Origin of the sequence: Fibrella aquatilis, from assembly GCF_017353255.1 — a bacterium.
In the GTDB taxonomy this organism is placed as follows: domain Bacteria; phylum Bacteroidota; class Bacteroidia; order Cytophagales; family Spirosomataceae; genus Fibrella; species Fibrella aquatilis.
This window is the reverse complement of record NZ_JAFMYU010000026.1, coordinates 1-15460: the sequence shown is the minus strand read 5'-3', so window position 1 is coordinate 15460 and position 15460 is coordinate 1. Positions and strand designations below refer to the sequence as shown.

The 15460-nt window shown below is 55.1% G+C and carries 17 protein-coding genes; 6 read left to right on the top strand and 11 right to left on the bottom strand.

From position 1 onward, the window contains the following. Positions 1 to 14 precede the first annotated feature (14 nt). The 8 genes from moaD to J2I48_RS23815 all read right to left on the bottom strand — a co-directional run bounded on the left by moaD (position 15) and on the right by J2I48_RS23815 (position 5755). Positions 15 to 263: a molybdopterin converting factor subunit 1 gene (gene moaD / locus J2I48_RS23850; protein ID WP_207338026.1), complete on the bottom strand. Its 249-nt coding sequence runs from the start codon at positions 261 to 263 to the stop codon at positions 15 to 17. 144 nt (positions 264 to 407) lie between these two features. Beyond that, positions 408 to 671: a hypothetical protein gene (locus J2I48_RS23845; RefSeq protein WP_207338025.1), complete on the bottom strand. Its 264-nt coding sequence runs from the start codon at positions 669 to 671 to the stop codon at positions 408 to 410. 98 nt (positions 672 to 769) lie between these two features. Beyond that, a complete protein-coding gene (locus J2I48_RS23840) occupies positions 770 to 1783 on the bottom strand; it encodes a type II toxin-antitoxin system HipA family toxin (RefSeq protein WP_207338024.1) in 1014 nt (337 codons plus the stop codon). Continuing rightward, the gene (locus J2I48_RS23835; protein ID WP_207338023.1) at positions 1780 to 2112 is read right to left on the bottom strand and encodes a HipA N-terminal domain-containing protein; all 333 of its coding nucleotides are present in this window, start codon (positions 2110 to 2112) and stop codon (positions 1780 to 1782) included. Before J2I48_RS23835 ends, J2I48_RS23840 begins: the two co-directional genes overlap by 4 nt. Beyond that, complete coding sequence (locus J2I48_RS23830; protein WP_207338072.1) at positions 2109 to 2312, bottom strand: helix-turn-helix transcriptional regulator; 204 nt, start codon at positions 2310 to 2312, stop codon at positions 2109 to 2111. The genes J2I48_RS23835 and J2I48_RS23830 overlap by 4 nt, the downstream gene beginning before the upstream one ends. 267 nt (positions 2313 to 2579) lie before the next feature. Further along, complete coding sequence (locus J2I48_RS23825) at positions 2580 to 2954, bottom strand: DUF2442 domain-containing protein (RefSeq protein WP_229376740.1); 375 nt, start codon at positions 2952 to 2954, stop codon at positions 2580 to 2582. Continuing rightward, a complete protein-coding gene (locus J2I48_RS23820; protein ID WP_229376738.1) occupies positions 2914 to 3102 on the bottom strand; it encodes a DUF4160 domain-containing protein in 189 nt (62 codons plus the stop codon). Before J2I48_RS23820 ends, J2I48_RS23825 begins: the two co-directional genes overlap by 41 nt. 64 nt (positions 3103 to 3166) lie before the next feature. Continuing rightward, on the bottom strand, positions 3167 to 5755 hold the full coding sequence (locus tag J2I48_RS23815) for a S9 family peptidase (RefSeq protein WP_207338021.1): 2589 nt from the start codon (positions 5753 to 5755) through the stop codon (positions 3167 to 3169). Positions 5756 to 5870: 115 nt separating this feature from the next. Here J2I48_RS23815 and J2I48_RS23810 point away from each other — a divergent pair, with 115 nt between their 5' ends. From J2I48_RS23810 to dnaG, 4 genes are all read left to right on the top strand, one after another. Continuing rightward, positions 5871 to 6158 (top strand): YciI family protein, encoded by a 288-nt coding sequence (locus J2I48_RS23810; RefSeq protein ID WP_207338020.1) that lies wholly within the window; start codon positions 5871 to 5873, stop codon positions 6156 to 6158. 128 nt (positions 6159 to 6286) lie between these two features. After that, on the top strand, positions 6287 to 7060 hold the full coding sequence (locus J2I48_RS23805; RefSeq protein ID WP_207338019.1) for a hypothetical protein: 774 nt from the start codon (positions 6287 to 6289) through the stop codon (positions 7058 to 7060). Then, positions 7057 to 7881: a PhzF family protein gene (locus J2I48_RS23800; protein WP_229376736.1), complete on the top strand. Its 825-nt coding sequence runs from the start codon at positions 7057 to 7059 to the stop codon at positions 7879 to 7881. Before J2I48_RS23805 ends, J2I48_RS23800 begins: the two co-directional genes overlap by 4 nt. Positions 7882 to 7915: 34 nt before the next feature. After that, positions 7916 to 10006 carry a DNA primase gene (gene dnaG, locus J2I48_RS23795; RefSeq protein ID WP_207338018.1) on the top strand — a complete coding sequence of 697 codons (2091 nt, stop codon included), beginning with the start codon at positions 7916 to 7918 and terminating at the stop codon, positions 10004 to 10006. 106 nt (positions 10007 to 10112) lie between these two features. Here dnaG and J2I48_RS23790 read toward each other — a convergent pair whose 3' ends face one another. Continuing rightward, positions 10113 to 11207, bottom strand: coding sequence for a lipase family protein (locus tag J2I48_RS23790; protein WP_229376733.1), 1095 nt, complete (start codon positions 11205 to 11207; stop codon positions 10113 to 10115). Positions 11208 to 11538: 331 nt separating this feature from the next. On the opposite strand from J2I48_RS23790, the gene J2I48_RS23785 reads away from it, so the two are divergent. Next, entirely contained in the window at positions 11539 to 12666 is a 1128-nt protein-coding gene (locus J2I48_RS23785; RefSeq protein WP_207338016.1) for an SMP-30/gluconolactonase/LRE family protein, read from the top strand. Positions 12667 to 12786: 120 nt separating this feature from the next. On the opposite strand, the gene J2I48_RS23780 is transcribed toward J2I48_RS23785, so the two are convergent. Both J2I48_RS23780 and J2I48_RS23775 read right to left on the bottom strand, forming a co-directional pair. Next, positions 12787 to 13383 (bottom strand): 3-keto-disaccharide hydrolase, encoded by a 597-nt coding sequence (locus J2I48_RS23780; protein WP_207338015.1) that lies wholly within the window; start codon positions 13381 to 13383, stop codon positions 12787 to 12789. A 13-nt stretch (positions 13384 to 13396) separates the two neighbouring features. Beyond that, entirely contained in the window at positions 13397 to 14482 is a 1086-nt protein-coding gene (locus tag J2I48_RS23775; protein WP_229376731.1) for a lactonase family protein, read from the bottom strand. A 145-nt stretch (positions 14483 to 14627) separates the two neighbouring features. Between J2I48_RS23775 and J2I48_RS23770 the strand changes: the two genes are divergently transcribed. Beyond that, positions 14628 to 15377 (top strand): hypothetical protein, encoded by a 750-nt coding sequence (locus J2I48_RS23770; protein ID WP_207338013.1) that lies wholly within the window; start codon positions 14628 to 14630, stop codon positions 15375 to 15377. Positions 15378 to 15460: the final 83 nt, after the last annotated feature.

The window sequence follows — 15460 nt, the reverse complement described above, 5'->3', positions numbered from 1 at the left end:
GCTGCATACTGTAATTACCCTCCGCTGACGGGGGGAATGAGGGCGATTTCGTCGGATGGGTTGAGTAGCTGATCGGTGTCGGCGTATTCGCTGTTGACAGCCACCAGGATAGACTGAATGCCAGCCAAAGCGGGGTATTGCTCATGGAGGGTAGTCATCAGATCGGCCACGCGGCTATTGGCGGGCAGCTGCACGGCCACCCGATTTTGCCCCACCAGGTCGCGGGTGATGCCGAAGAGCAGGATGGTATGTGGTTGCGTCATGGGTACAAATAAACGGGCGAACTCGTTACCGGTCAACGCACAGGCCATCGGGTTGGTTGGCGTGTGTTCGGTTTTTCACGAAAAAAGGCCAGATACCGCAGCATCTGGCCTTTCTACACTATGCGTATTTCGCTCGCCCCAACATTAGTTGGTCACCTTGCGGGCCGTGCGTTTCACGGTGCGCTTAGTTTTGCGGGCGGCGCGTTTTACGTCCTGTTTTGCCTCGCGGGTTTCCTGTTTCACGTCCTGCTTGGCTTCAGTGGCCTCGCGGTCAACTTTATCACCGGCCGCGTTCATCGTTTTCTTCGCCGAACGGCCCGTTGCTTTGGCATTTTCTTTCACGTCCTGCGCCTGGGCAGCCGTGAAGGTAGCGGTCACTACGGCCAGCATCAAAAGGGTCTTTTTCATAGTCGTTGTGTAGCCGACGGGATAAGTCAACTGTAGGCTATAAACTGACGCCCGCCAAGATTGTTGGCAAAATGGAATTATAAGACCGTTAAATGCTATTAAAGCCGTTTGTCAAACGAATAACTCAGCCGCTTCAATCGCGATTCATAGCTGGCTAAATAAGTTGTTTTACCGTCTTCGCTCAGAAATGACCGCCCAATCAGGGCACGTACAAGTGGCTGATCCTGCTGAAACGGAGCCATCTGCTGCCGGATGCGCTTTTCCATCATGCCAATGCGCAGGCCAAAATCCAGAAAATCATCGAAGATATGATAGCCATAAACTTCGCTGCCCGGCATCGTATAGTCGTCAGCAAAGAGGCCGTCTTTCAGGGCCATGTCTGAGTCATGTACGTGCAGGCTGGTGTTGATGAGGTCGTAGGCGGGACTGAGCAGGAAATCACCATCGGTGGTTTCGAGGATGGAAAAGTTTTTTAGATGTGCGTCGCCGTTAGAGAATAGGTAGTTGAACAACACCAGCCGGAAGAGTTTTTCAATCTCGACGCGGGCAGCGGGCAGGTATTGATGAATCAATCGCGCTATCTGTTCATAACTACCCTCATACTTAAAATCAGGCCCCGCCAACTGTCTCGTCCGGCCCGATAATGACGCAAAGTCTTCCTGCCGCCGTTTGCTGCCGTCAGCAGTGATGTCGAATCGCCGGACCAGTAAGGCTACTTCGCCATCAGCAAAGAAAATCAGGCCATTCGCTGCCGTTACTATACCATACACCTGACTCGCCAGTTGCATGGTCAGGTGCTCATTGGCGGGCACATCGGTTGGATTATCTAAATCAATCGGAACGGGTTTCAGGATGTATTGGGTCTGTTCGTTGCCGGTCGGCAAGCGTAATACGGTTTCCTGACGGACCAAACCATATTTCTCCTGAACGCCCGAAATAGACAGTCGCGGCACACGTTGCCCGGTTGACAGAAGTATACCTCGTCGGATCTCCCTGCGTAGCAAGGGGAGCGTATGACTTACGTTTACGCCATCAAAAAGCAGCTTCCGCGCCTTCGGGCTGTAGGTGCGGAGGTTGGGCAGCAATAGAGAAGGACATACCGTTAGGTTCATAACTCAGGTGGATCATTGGCCACCACCCGAACCGCTCCGATAGTATCGGTATGGGCAACGGCTAATAGGAGACTAAAATCGTCGTTTTCGTCAATCTTCAACAAGCGACATTGCACCGACCGGTTATAGCCTTCGGGTAGCAAACCGACAAAAAACGGAAATAAATAGGGTGACAAATAAACTGCCGTAGCTAGTGGGAGTGTGAGGCTGATTGGGCGTACACCGGGCGTTGTCAGAAACTGCGCACTGTAACAAAATGAGTAGCCAGTTGCTTCTTCGCGGAGTTGCCCAACAGCGGTATTATATAATAGAACCGTTGCGCTTCTCATGATTTCATGACAAGGGTTAGTTCCATGCCCAATACGTCAGCGATTTTTGACAAGGTCTCAAAAGACGGGTTTGCCGTTCCCCGCTCAATGGCAATCAGCGTACGGAGGCTGACGTCTGCCAAAACAGCAAGGTCAGCCTGACGAATACCGACCCTTCTTCGCCGACTAATTATTACGGTACCAAGATCAAGAGTAGTCAAGAATTTGCTATCCAAGTGTTTTTGCAGATATATCTACCAATGTGCAATATAGTGCATATTATCGGACATAAATTTGGTGCCATTTGCACAGATTTGCGCGCATTTGCACAGACTTGATGTCATTTGTACAGATTTTATGTCATTTGTACAGATTTGCGTACAATATATGAAATATGCACAATATTGCACAATCACAATCGATCCTCAAGTAGCTTCAGAACGCGTTTGTACTTGTTTATCCAACTGGTGGGTTCCACAAAACCATACTCAAAATATAATAGCAGTAGGCTTTACTACTTCCTGCATAAGCAACCCACGAAGGCTCAGGTCAGCGTCCAGGCCAGGCCAATGAACACCAGTTGCTGTTATTATGTAGTCACTTAACTGCTCATCAGAAGCTAGTTGCAGCGTAGGAAACAATGACAGGGGCTGCGTTATAATACGCCGGTTTGACAGCACAAATAGAAACAGATCCAACTCACGTACCCACAACACTTTGATAATGCGCAGTTGCTCACGGTCAATGAGCTGGTCAAACTCATCTTTCATTATCGAAACAGGTTCGCTTTCCTCTGCTTCCAGCAGATCTTGAAGACGATTACTAACCAAAGGTTTGCTTCCAGGCATCGATGAAATGCTCATAACGGTCTATGATGATGTTGACGATTTCTCGAATTTCATTTCGCTTAAAGCCACGGCAATGAGTCATATCAATGACTGGTAGCAAGTCGAAACGGGCTTCATTACCAGCTTTACTAACATGGATATGAATAGGCTCGTGCTCGTTCATGTAGAAGAAAAACCGATACCCATTAATTAGCAAAACGGTTGGCATAGCTCGTAAATATACAGAGTTATAATCGCTCTTCGAATAGCTTCAGGATGCGTTTGTACTCGTCCATCCAGCTGGTGGGTTCTATAAAACCGTGGTCTTCGACGGGGTAAGGAGCTAGCTCCCAATTTTCTTTTTTCAGTTCGATAAGGCGCTGCGTGAGGCGCACGGCATCCTGAAAATGAACGTTCACGTCGACCATGCCGTGGCAGATGAGCAGGTGATTTTTCAACCCGGCGGCGTGGTAAATCGGCGACGACCGGCGGTAGGCAAGCGTGTCGGCGAAGGGTTCGTTGAGGATGTTGCTGGTATAGCCGTGGTTGTAGGCGGCCCAATCCGTTACGGGGCGGAGGGCGGCACCGACCTTGAATACGTCGGGCGTAGTGAACATGGCCATGAGCGTGATAAACCCGCCATACGACCCGCCGTATATGCCTATCCGTTTGGCATCCACACCCTGCGTTTTCACCAGCCAGTCGGCGGCGTCGACGTGGTCGGTGAGGTCTTTGCCTCCCATGTACCGGTAGATGCCCGTGCGCCAGTTGCGCCCGTACCCCGCCGACGCCCGATAATCGATATCAAGCACAGTGTAGCCCTTGTCTACCAGTAGGTTATGAAACATATATTCGCGGTAGTACTGGCTCCACCACTTGTGCGCGTTCTGCAAATACCCCGCCCCATGCACAAAAATGACGGCCTTGCCCGTTACTCGGTTCCCACCCGTCACAGGCGCATCGGCCGCTGGTTTATAGAGCCGGGCGTAGATCAGTTCGCCGTCGCGGGCGGGTATGGTCAGCACCTCCGGCTCCCGCCACCTATACGCCCGAAACGCCTCCGTCGTACTGATCGTGAGCTGAACAGGCCCCGTTCCCCCGCCAGCAAGTGAGGCTTGTATCCGACCTCTCTTACCAGCCGGATTCTTCATTCTTAATTCTTCATTCTTAATTAAAAACAGCTCCCACGGCTTGTTGCTGGCCGAATAGCGGAAGGCAATCTGGGTTTCGTCGGGCGAAAGGGTGGCCTCGTTAGCCCCGGTCATTGTCGTGATTTTGGTGCGCTCCCCTCCAGTTACGGCCATGCGGTAGAGGTGCTGTTCGCCGGGGTGGGTTTCGTTGGTGGTGAGGTAAAACGTTTGCTTATTGACCGACAGCACCACCTGCTGCACTTCAAATTTGCCCTTTGTTAGCTGCTTCTTCTCACCCGTCAGCACGTTCATCGTATACAGATGCGAATAGCCGTCGGCCTCCGACTGGAAATAGATCGTTTGCGCGTCGAGCCAGCCGAGCGTACCTGCGCCCCCACCCCCACCAATACCCGGACCACCCACCCAGGCCTCGTCGCGCTGCCGGTCCAGGAGTTTGAGCGCGGTGGGTTTTTCGGTATCGAGCAGCATGATCCAGCGGTCTTTGTTGTCGACGGCCCGCACCACCAGCACGGCGTAATGGGCACTGGCACCTTCAGCCCAGACCGGCGCACTCACAAAAACAGCCCGGTTGGCCGCCACAGGGGCTTTTTTGACCGAAACCCGCTGCGTGGTGTCTTTCGCGTTAATAGCTCCGGCGACCTTTTCGCTGGTGGCTGCCGACACTTGCCCCGCCACCGTGGCCGAGGCGCTGGTAACGGCGGCGGGCATCAGAAAATCGGGTTTGTCGGTGATGCCGGGCAGATTGGCCAGGCTCACGGTCAAGGCGGTATCGCGGGCAATATCATACACCATCAGTTCCATAGCGGCCAGCGGTGCGCCTACTTTGGTGCGGGCGGGCAGATCTTCCGTATAACCCGATTCGGCCATGTAGTTGGGCACAATGGTGGTTTTGGCACCCGTGGGGGCCTTCATCAGGGCGTATGTCACCACGCGGCCGTCGGGGCTGAGGCTGGCGTTGGTTACGGTGCGCCCGTCGGTGTAGATGGTTTTGGGGCGGCGCGGGGCTTCCGATTTGGTGCTACGTTCGGCCTGTTCGCGTTTGGCTTTCCGCAGCCGGAGCACATCAAACAGGGCCAGCTGGTCTTTGCGCAGCCACGATTCCTGGTCATTCGCTTTGGGGTCTGGCTTTTTGGCAGCGGGATCGAAGTTGGTAAGCTGATCAACCAGGCCCGTGGTCAGGTCGAGGCGGTAGAGGTTACTGGCGCGGGTGTAGAGCACGGCCGTTTCGTCGCCCGAAAAAATGGGGTTGCTTTCGCGCTCAACGGTGTTGGTGAGGGTCCGAATGCGCCCCGTCGGCCGGTCGAGCAGGTAGAGATCGCCGTATTTTTCGTAAAGCCGAAGGGACCGGGCGCGGTTGTAAAGGGGGTTGCCCTGATCGCCGGTGGGCAGCAGGCGCCGTTCGGCAATGGATACTTTCACGGGCGTACGGTTGCCCGTCAGGCTGATTTTGTAGAGTGAATCACCCAGCGCTTTTTCGCCCGAAGCAGCCGCACTGGCACTGGCCGGATTCCAGTTGAAATAGATCGTCTTTGAGTCGTCGCCCCAAAACACGCCCGACGGTGCCGTGCCGACCCAGCCTTTGGGGTCCTGCATGATGGTCTCGATGGTGAGCGCGGGCGATGTGGTGGTTTGACTCAGGACAGGCGCTGCGGTCAGCAACAACAAACTAACGAAGAGGTGTTTCATAGGCTACAAAGCTATGTGATACAGCTTTATCACAAGTAGCGCCATTTACGGCTACCCGCGATACTTCATCCGGCCAAAATAGTATCTTGCCAGCCAACCCATGCCTTAACGCCCTATGCAGTACCTCGTTCATGCCTACGACCATACCGATTCTGACGCTCTTAGCCGCCGCATGGCCGTCCGTGCCGACCACCTTGCCGGGGCTGCCCGCCTGAAAGCCGGTGGTCAGCTTATTCTGGCTGGCGCACTACTAAACACTGACAATCAGATGATTGGCTCAATGATGCTCTTCAATTTCGAGACCGACGAGCAACTCCGCAACTGGCAGGCCAATGAACCCTACATTCAGCGCGGCGTCTGGGATAAAATCGACATTAAACCCTTCCGCGAGGCTGTTTTGTAGACAGGTAGAAGCAAGAGGTGAGAGGCAAGAAGCGAGAAGAAAGAAACAAGAAACAAGACGTTTGAGTAGCTTCCCATTCTCGTTTCTTGTCTCTCGTGTCTTGTTTCTCACCTCTTGCTTCTCTCAAAATGAAACCAACCTTTACCCTTTTTACCTTGTCGGTGGTGCTTTGGGCTTGTCAATCCCGGAAGAATAGTCCTCAGGAGGCCCAAAAGCCCAAAATACCCGCCAGCGTGCCCGATGCCCCCGTCGACAAGCCTCAGGAATCGCCCGATAACTTTGTCATTATTCCCGGTCAGCAGGCCGGACCCGTGCGCGCCAACTCGACCGAGGCCAGCCTGAAAAGCCTATATGGGGCGAAGCTGGTGGTGCGCGACACGGTCTATATGGGCGAGGGCGAATTCGAAATTGGCACCACCGTATTTAAGAACACAGCCGACCAGATCCAGATTCTGTGGAAAGATAAACAGGCCTTCGCCCGCCCTGAAATTGTGTTTATCCGGCCTGCCTACGACGACAATAACCAACTTCGGCCCGGCACGGCGGGTAAGGAAATACAATGGACAATCAGGTCGTCTGATAGCCCTACCGACAGCACCCCTGACTTTATAAAAATTGGCACCACCCTGCGCGACGTAGAAAAAGCCAACGGCAAGCCCTTTAAGCTCTATGGGTTCGGCTGGGACTACGGCGGCACCACGGCGGGTTGGGAAGGCGGCAAACTTCAGGCTGCCGACAAAAAGTCGTATCTCTCGCTCATATTCGGGTTCGATGCCGCTTTTTATGAGGCAGAGAATAAGTTATACGACACTGTCATGGGCGACAGCGAATTTTTGTCGAACAACCCGGCCATGCAACAACTTAATCCTACGGTTCAAACCCTTTCTGTTTCCTTCCGATGACTGCTTCTACTCCCTTGACAATCTACCAGCTCGACGCCTTTACTGACCAGCTTTACGCGGGCAATCCCGCCGCCGTGGTGCCCCTCACCCACCTGGACGCCTGGCTCCCCGACGCGCAGATGCAGGCTATTGCCACCGAAAATAACCTGGCCGAAACAGCCTTCTACCGCCGCACCGAGGCCGGTTACCACATCCGCTGGTTTACGCCCACGGTAGAAGTAGACCTTTGCGGCCATGCTACCCTGGCCACGGGCTACGTGATCTTTTTCCTGGAAGACAAGCCGTCAGCCGACCATATCACCCTCGACTCAAGGAGTGGGCCACTGCGGGTATGTCGGGGCGAGGCCGGCTGGCTGACACTCGATTTCCCCGCCGACGTGCTGCTGAAAGCCTCTGTCCAACCCCCCGCGCTGATGGCCGGGCTAGGTGGCCCCAAACCGCTGGAAGTACACCGCGGCAAAACCGATTTTATGGTTGTTTATGCCACCCAGGCCGATGTGGAGGCCCTTACCCCCGATTTCCGGGAGTTGGCCAACGTACCGGCACGGGGCGTCATCGTGACCGCCCCCGGCACCGACGTCGATTTTGTATCGCGGTTTTTCGGGCCGCAGTCGGGCATCGACGAAGACCCCGTAACGGGTTCGGCCCACACCACCCTAGCACCCTACTGGGGCGAGCGGCTGAGCAAAACAGAGTTGACCGCCCGTCAGCTGTCCAGACGCGGCGGTTACCTACGCTGCAAACTCCACGATACCCCCACCGGCCACCGTGTCGACATCTCCGGGCAGGTGCAGTTGTATTTGAAGGGGGAGTTGGTATAACCTGCCCACTGCCACTCCTTCTTTATCTTTGTCTATGCGTATTCCAGAGGACACTGTAGAGCGGATTCGGCAGGCAGCCGATATTTTGGAGGTGGTGGGCGATTTTGTGTCGTTGAAGCGGCGGGGGTCCAATTACATTGCCTGTTGCCCGTTTCACAACGAGAAAACGCCCTCCTTCAACGTCAACCCCGCCCGGCAGATTTATAAGTGCTTTGGCTGCGGCAAGGCGGGCGACCCCGTGCGGTTTGTGATGGACGTCGAGAACCTCGGCTATGGCGAGGCATTGCGGTACCTGGCCAAGAAGTACAACATCGAAATTGCCGAACAGGAGGTCACGCCCGAAGAGCAAAACCGCCAAACCGAGCGCGAGAGCCTTTACATTGCCCTCAACTACGCTAAAACGTTTTTCCAGGAAAACCTGCTCCAAACCGACGAAGGGCGTGGTATTGGCCTGAGCTATTTCCGCGAGCGGGGCTTTTCAGACCCCACCCTCGCCGCGTTTGAACTGGGCTACAGCCCCGACCAATGGGATGCCCTGCTCACCGATGCCACCAAAAAAGGCTACAACCCCACCGTGCTGAGCAAGGCCGGGCTAACCATTGTGCGCGAAGAGTCGGGAAAAACCTTCGACCGGTTTCGGGGGCGGGTCATGTTCCCGATCCACAACGTGTCGGGGCGGGTGATTGCCTTCGGGGCGCGGATTCTGAAAGCCGACCCCAAGGCACCCAAGTACCTCAACTCGCCGGAAACGGACGTTTATCACAAAAGTCAGGTGCTATACGGCATCTTCCAGGCAAAGCAAACCATTCGGCAGGAAGACGTCTGTTATTTAACGGAAGGGTATACCGACGTGATTTCGCTGCATCAGGCGGGTATCAAAAACGTGGTGGCCTCGTCGGGTACGTCGCTCACGATAGAGCAGATTCGGCTCATCAGCCGGTTTACGCCCAACGTCACGATCCTGTATGACGGCGACGCGGCGGGCGTGAAAGCGGCTCTGCGCGGACTTGACATGGTGCTGGAAGAGGGCCTGAACGTGAGCGTGGTGATGTTCCCCGACGGCGACGACCCCGACAGTTTCGTGCGAAAAGTGGGTGCCGAGGCCTTCAAAGCGTTTATCAAGCAAAACGCACATGACTTCATCACGTTTAAAACCGACAACCTGCTCAAAGACGCGGGCGACAATCCGTTCAAACGCGCCGAGGTCATCAGCGAGATCGTGGGCAGTATTTCGCGCATTCCCGACCCCATTAAGCGGCAGGTGTTTTTCCAAACCACAGCCCGCCAACTGAAGGTAGATGAGCAAACGCTGATTTCGGAAAGCAACCGCCTCATCCGCAAACAGCGCGATCAGCAGATAAAAGAACACGACCGCCAGCAGGAGCGTGACGCCCGCAACCGCCCGGCCCCCCAATCAGGCTCGTCGGCCTCCTCCAGCTTTGGCCCCCCCGATTTTTCCGACGGTCCGCCCGACGACTTCTTCAACGACCTTCTTGACGAAGCCGGCATTGACCCTGCCCCAGGCGAAGTCCAACGTCCAGCGTCCAACGTCCAACGTCCAGCAGGTAGCGAAAATCGACCTCCGCTAGCTTACCAGGAAGAAGAATGTATTCGGTTATTGATGAACTATGGTGCCCGCGAACTGGAACCGGGCGTGTCGCTGTGCCACTATATCCTGAGCGAACTGAACGACATCGATTTTCAGCACGAACCATATGGCCAACTGCTAACCCTATTCCGCGACTCGTTTAGTCAGGGCCGGGTTCTGATGGCCGACGATTTCATGCATCAGCGGGTAGACCTGCCTACCGAACAAGCCAATTCGTTTCAGTATGAGGCTATTAGTCTCACTACGCAGCGCTACGAAATCAGCGAAAACTGGGAAGAAAAGCACAAGATCTTCGTACCATCGGAAGAAGACACGGGCGTATTGGCCGAAGCCGCCTATGGGAATATCCTGCGCCTGAAAAAGCTCTTGGCCGAAGCCCGAATGCACGACCTGCTCCAGCAAATCCGCATCACCACCGATGCCGACGAATCGGACCGCCTCATGGCCGACTATATGCATTTCAAGCGGGTGGACGTAGAAATCGCCCGCCTGCTGGGAACGGTTATTTCGGGATGAAAGGATTTACGAATGACGATGTACGATGTACGATTTATTGCTGACGCCAGCATACTCTCGCGTCAGCAATAAATCGTACATCGTACATCGTCATTCGTAAATCCCTTCACTCCCTCAGGCTTTGAAACCACTCCAGCGACCGGCGGAGGGCGATAACGTCGATGGGGATGTGGTAGCCGGTTTTGAAGGAGACCAGGTTCAGCTTTTTCGAGCCATTTTTGGTGAGGGCGTTGTAGACCTGCTGCGTGGTCAGGTACGGAATAATCTCGTCTTGCTGGCTGTGAATCAGGCGCGTAGGTGTCTGTGTGCTCCAGCTTAGAAGGTCATTGTCGGCCAGCGCCTTACCAAAGACTGAGGAATTATTTTGCACGTCAGCGCGGAACTCGTCAGTGCAGATTTTGTCGAAGCTGACGGTAATCCTGCGGGCGTTGTCCAGCGAGACGCCAATTTGCTCAGCGTAGGGCGATTTGAAATAATAGCTGATCGGCTTGTTGACGTTGTAGATGCTGTTGTACGACAGCGTTTGCCAGGCGTAAATCTGGTTAGCTACCCCGCCCACGGTTGGCTTGTGGGTGACGTAGTCAAAAAATGCCGACATAGCATAAGGCCCCGCCCCGCAACTCGACCCGGCCAGGTTAATCTTGTCGGCATACTTTTCTTCGATCAGTTTCTGCGCTGCCAGGCTGGCATAGCCTCCTTCCGAATAGCCCGTCAGGAATGTCTGTGGTGTAGACTTAATGCCTTCATTCGCCATAAATTCCTGCGTAGCTAGGAGCATGTCTACCGTAGCTTGCGCCAGCGTTTGGCGGTGCTCATACCGGTGTGGTAATTGCCGCCGGGCTTCGCCGTAGCCGATGTAGTCGGGGCAAGCCACAATATAGCCGTAGGTGGCGTAGAGGAGGGGGTACGAAAAAGCCGCAACAGCCAGATTACTGTTGGCCAGTGCGTCGCCACTGGTAAATGCAGTTCCGTGCTGAAAGCTCAATAGAGGATAGGCCTTTGCCGTGACGCTGAGCTGTTTAGGCACACATACGATGCCCGATGCCGTTACCTGAATACCGTCTTCAAGGGTTGTTTTGTAAACCAGTCGATATACGGTTATCTCGTAATCACCCGGTCTGTAGATCAGCGAGTCGTTAGAAGATTTAAGGCTTTTGAGGGCCGCATTTGTATAAAAGCCAACTTTGGTGGCGCTACTCAAAATAGTATCTGGTTGTGGATCTATGGGCTTACAGGCAACGACAACTAAATAAAGCAGACTCGCAAAAAAACGTTGTAAGGGGGTACTCATATAAGCGTGTATAGGGTATGAACAATGACAGCGTGGTAACCACTACCAACAGTAATGGTAGGGCAAAAATGCAGCCAAAAAGACTAAGTAGTTTAACTAGTTATCAGCCGGTTGCTGGTCAGCCACCTTATTATTGACCAGCATACCAGACCTGATGTCACAAAAAAGCCGCCGAAAAGCCTTTTCAACAAAGCGGCAACGACGCGGTTTAGGTGGTGGTAAACAAACCTCAACGTACAACATGATTCGTTATCTGATCTCGCTCGGCCTGCTCGCCGGCGGACTGGCGGCTTGCCAGCAAACCCAAAAAACCGATACGGCCACTAACGGGACCGCGCAAACCGCCGATTCGGCCGCCTCGGCTACAGACAGCACTGTGCCCACAGTGGGGTCGCCGGTGCTGATGACTACGCTGCCCGCCAAGTATAACACCCCCGACGGCCTGGTCCTGGCTCCCGATGGCACCGTCTATCTGTCGATACCCAATCTGGCCAACAACACCTATCCGGGTGTACTGGCCAAGATCGTGGGCGACTCGGCGCAGTTTGTGAGCAGCCTGCCCGCCCACCCCGACACCAAACACGCCTGCCCCATGGACCTGGCCTTTGGCCCCGACGGCAATCTGTACTATGCAGACAATCAGTACGAAAACAGCAAGGACTTCAAGTCACGGCTGATGCGGATCGAGATGAAAAATGGCAAAGTGGGGGCTGTCACGCCGGTCGTTACGGGCTTCGGTTTGTCGAACGCGGTGGTGTGGCGCGGCAACACGATCTACGTTACCGACAGTAAGTGGAACAGCAGCCCCGGCGACGACCTGGGTAGCGCCGTATTTCACTTCAAACTGGCCGATCTCAATAAGGGTGAGATCAAACTGAAGCCCAACAGCATGGACCCGCACGTGTTGGCTACGTTTAAAACAACCGTCAACGAAACGGGTGTCACCAATGGAGCCGACGGGTTGGATTACGACGAAAAAGGAAATTTCTACACCGGCTCGTTCGGCGATGGCACACTCTACAAGTTGACCCTGAAGCCCGACGGCTCGTTGGCTAGCAATGAGAAATTGACCGTGAGCAAGCCCGTGCCCTGCGTGGATGGCCTTATCATTGACCGGACCACCAACACCATGTATCTCTGCAACTCACGCGAAAACGCGATCATGACGGTCAACCTGACTAACGGCACTGTGGCCACCCTGGCCCAAAATGGGGACACCGATGGCCACGACGGTCGCCTCGACCAACCCGCTGAGGTACTCCTCAAAGGCAAGCGCCTTTACATCTCCAACTTCGACAAGCCCGAAAAACACTTCGTCAACACCAAAGCCGACGAGGTCCACACGATGTCGTATGTTGATTTGAAATAGCCAAGAGCAGAGAGCCAAGAGGTAAGAGTCAAGAAGCAAGAAAGGGGCTGACGCACAAGTATGCTCGCGTCAGCCCCTTTCTTGCTTCTTGACTCTTACCTCTTGGCTCTCTGCTCTTGGCTATAACTCCTTCAGTACCAGCTTGCGCCAGCGGACTTTGATACCGCCGCCGTCGTGGATTTGCAGGGCGATGGAGCCGTTGGCGGCCCCGATTTTGGCGTCGTGCATATCCACCATCGGCTGCTTGTTGAGGAACGTCTGCACGTGGTCGCCTTCTACCCGGATGCGGAGCGTGTTCCACTCGCCGGGTTTCAGGATGGTCTCTTTTTCGGGCGGAATCTGCTCCAGCCAGCCCCGGCCATACGATTCGTAGATGCCGCCCGTGTCATGGTCTTTGGGGGCCACTTCCACCTGCCAGCCGCTGATTTTGGTGCCTTCTATACTCGACCGGAAAAACACGCCGCTGTTGCCGTTGGCTTCCTGCTTGAATTGCAGCGACAGGTCGAAGTTTTTGTAAGGAGCCTCCGTAGCCAGGTAGCCGTACTGTTTGTCGGGGCCACTTTCGCACACCAGCTCGCCACCGTCGACGTACCATTTCTCGGTGCCGTAGATCTTCCAGCCCGTCAGGTCTTTGCCGTTGAACAGGGTTACTTTCTTAGTAGGTGCGGCGCTGATGAGCAGGCCGGTAAGGGCAATAAGGGGGAGTAATTTGAACATGAGGGGGTTGAGTTTACTGCCCTGAAATAACACAGACAGGGGAAGGAATTTTAAGTTCGTGGCCGGTGGGGGTGAGCAGGCCCGTTTTGGCATCGCGGCGGAACGAAACCAGGTTGTCGGTCATTTGGTTGGCCACAATGATGAATTCGCCGCGGGGATCCATCCAGAAGTTGCGGGGCGTTTTGCCGCCCGTGGGTGTGTGGCCCAGCAAGGTCAGCTTACCGTCGGCTTCCACTTGCAGCACCGAAAGCGCATCCAGCCCCCGGTTCGACTGGTATAGAAAACGGCCCGACGGGTCGAGGTGAATGTCGGCGGAGGTGTTTTTACTCCTGCCCGTAAAGCTAACTGGCAGGGTCTGCACACCGTCCTGAAGCAGCGTCAGATTGCCCGTTTTGGTGTTGCGGCTAAAGGTGGCCACCGACGAGCTAAGCTCTTCAACCAGGTACGCAAACTTGCCGTTGGCGCTGATAGCCATGTGGCGCGGGCCAGACTCGGCTTTGACCGTCACAAAAGCAGGATTAAGCGGCGTTACGGGTGTTTTCGAGGAGGCATCAATCGCGTACTGATATACCCGGTCATTGCCTAGATCGCAAACGTAGACCGTCTTGCCGTCGGGCGAAACCGTAGCCGAATGGGCATGGGGGGCATCCTGACGGGGATTGGCCGCGTTGCTGCCGTGGTACATCTCGGCTTTTACCGAAGGGCCAATCTTGCCGTCGGCTTCTACGGCAAAGGCGTTAAATGCCCCGCCCCCATAGGCCGCTGTGAAGGCGAGCTTGCCCGTTTTGTCGAGGCTGATGTAGCACGGACCGCCGCCTTGGGCGGGTTGCTGGTTCAGTAGGGTTAGGTTGCCCGTTTTGGCATTGATTGCGTAGGCTGCCACGGCGTTAAGGCCCTTGCTGCCTTCGTTGCCTGCATACAAAAACCGCTTGGTGGGGTGCAGGGCCAGAAACGACGGATTCAGGTCATTTTTCGCTGACCCCGTCTGCCGCAGTTCGCCCGTTTGTCGGTTCAGCTCCACCACATAAATGCCCTCGCTGCCCCGGGTGGAGTAAGTGCCAACATACAGTCGGTCGGTGGGGGGAGTGGATTGGGCCATAGCCGTAGTACCGATAACTAAAAGTGCACTAAGTAAGGTGGGTATATTCATGTAGGTTGCGTTACTAAAACGCGGTTAAATTGTCTCTACGCGGTAGGTATTGCCAAAACCTTTCGGCAATATCGTTGCACAAACCATCTTGTCTATGACCTACAATCAGTTTATTCATCCCGTAACCGTGCTGGCATTGCTCCTTACAGGTACGGCTTATGCTCAATTGCCCGGTTCGGTGCCCAAAGCACCCACCACTGTGCCTCCTAAACCAGCGTCTATGCCGGCCCCAGCTGCTACAACCGCCCCGGTGCCTGCACCGACTGCCACCATGCCCGCCAGCGCCACGGCCCCAATATCGACCACTATAGCCATGACTACTGTGGCCACCCCCGCCGATTCGGCCGCCACCACGCTTGATCAGGCCGTGGCTGCCAGCGATAAGGGCGACAAAAGTGCCGCTGCCAGTGCGCTGAAAGCTGGTGCCGATGCCGCCGAAGCGCAGGCCGCCACCAGTAAAGGCGATTTCAAGGGGAAACTCATGAACCAGGCCGGTAATTTGCGTAAACTGATTCCTGGTGTGCAAAGCGGCCTGGTGAAAGGAGCGGTGATCAGCAAAGCTGTTTCGCTGGTGAAAATGGCTCTCGGTGCCAACCAGATCAGCAACCTGCTGGGTGGCGGGGGTAGCCTGCTTAGCTCGGCGGGGGCGCTCACGGGTGGCCTGAACCTGCTGAAGGGTGGTCTGCCCAGCCTTGGTGGTGATGCCGCCAGCACGGGCGGTTCGCTCATCAGCGGTGCGCTGTCGGGGGTAAGTAGCCTAAGCGGTGGCGCTGGTGCCGCCGCCGAGCCCGCCGTGCGCAATCAGCTGGGCGGCGTACTTAACTTCGCGAAGGGTATTTTGTAGAAATAGGATACAACAGAGAGCGGCCCGGCGGCATACCAGATTGGTATGCCGCCGGGCCGCTCTCTGTTGTAGTGGCTTCGCGC

Excerpts from the sequence above, each read along its gene's own strand:
- J2I48_RS23840 (WP_207338024.1), bottom strand. The coding sequence starts at position 1,783 with ATGAACCTAACGGTATGTCCTTCTCTATTGCTGCCCAACCTCCGCACC.
- J2I48_RS23815 (WP_207338021.1), bottom strand. The coding sequence starts at position 5,755 with ATGAAACACCTCTTCGTTAGTTTGTTGTTGCTGACCGCAGCGCCTGTC.
- J2I48_RS23820 (WP_229376738.1), bottom strand. The coding sequence starts at position 3,102 with ATGAACGAGCACGAGCCTATTCATATCCATGTTAGTAAAGCTGGTAAT.
- J2I48_RS23780 (WP_207338015.1), bottom strand. The coding sequence starts at position 13,383 with ATGTTCAAATTACTCCCCCTTATTGCCCTTACCGGCCTGCTCATCAGC.
- J2I48_RS23835 (WP_207338023.1), bottom strand. The coding sequence starts at position 2,112 with ATGAGAAGCGCAACGGTTCTATTATATAATACCGCTGTTGGGCAACTC.
- J2I48_RS23770 (WP_207338013.1), top strand. The coding sequence starts at position 14,628 with ATGACCTACAATCAGTTTATTCATCCCGTAACCGTGCTGGCATTGCTC.
- moaD (WP_207338026.1), bottom strand. The coding sequence starts at position 263 with ATGACGCAACCACATACCATCCTGCTCTTCGGCATCACCCGCGACCTG.
- J2I48_RS23805 (WP_207338019.1), top strand. The coding sequence starts at position 6,287 with ATGAAACCAACCTTTACCCTTTTTACCTTGTCGGTGGTGCTTTGGGCT.
- J2I48_RS23785 (WP_207338016.1), top strand. The coding sequence starts at position 11,539 with ATGATTCGTTATCTGATCTCGCTCGGCCTGCTCGCCGGCGGACTGGCG.
- dnaG (WP_207338018.1), top strand. The coding sequence starts at position 7,916 with ATGCGTATTCCAGAGGACACTGTAGAGCGGATTCGGCAGGCAGCCGAT.
- J2I48_RS23845 (WP_207338025.1), bottom strand. The coding sequence starts at position 671 with ATGAAAAAGACCCTTTTGATGCTGGCCGTAGTGACCGCTACCTTCACG.
- J2I48_RS23810 (WP_207338020.1), top strand. The coding sequence starts at position 5,871 with ATGCAGTACCTCGTTCATGCCTACGACCATACCGATTCTGACGCTCTT.
- J2I48_RS23775 (WP_229376731.1), bottom strand. The coding sequence starts at position 14,482 with ATGGCCCAATCCACTCCCCCCACCGACCGACTGTATGTTGGCACTTAC.
- J2I48_RS23825 (WP_229376740.1), bottom strand. The coding sequence starts at position 2,954 with ATGAGCATTTCATCGATGCCTGGAAGCAAACCTTTGGTTAGTAATCGT.
- J2I48_RS23800 (WP_229376736.1), top strand. The coding sequence starts at position 7,057 with ATGACTGCTTCTACTCCCTTGACAATCTACCAGCTCGACGCCTTTACT.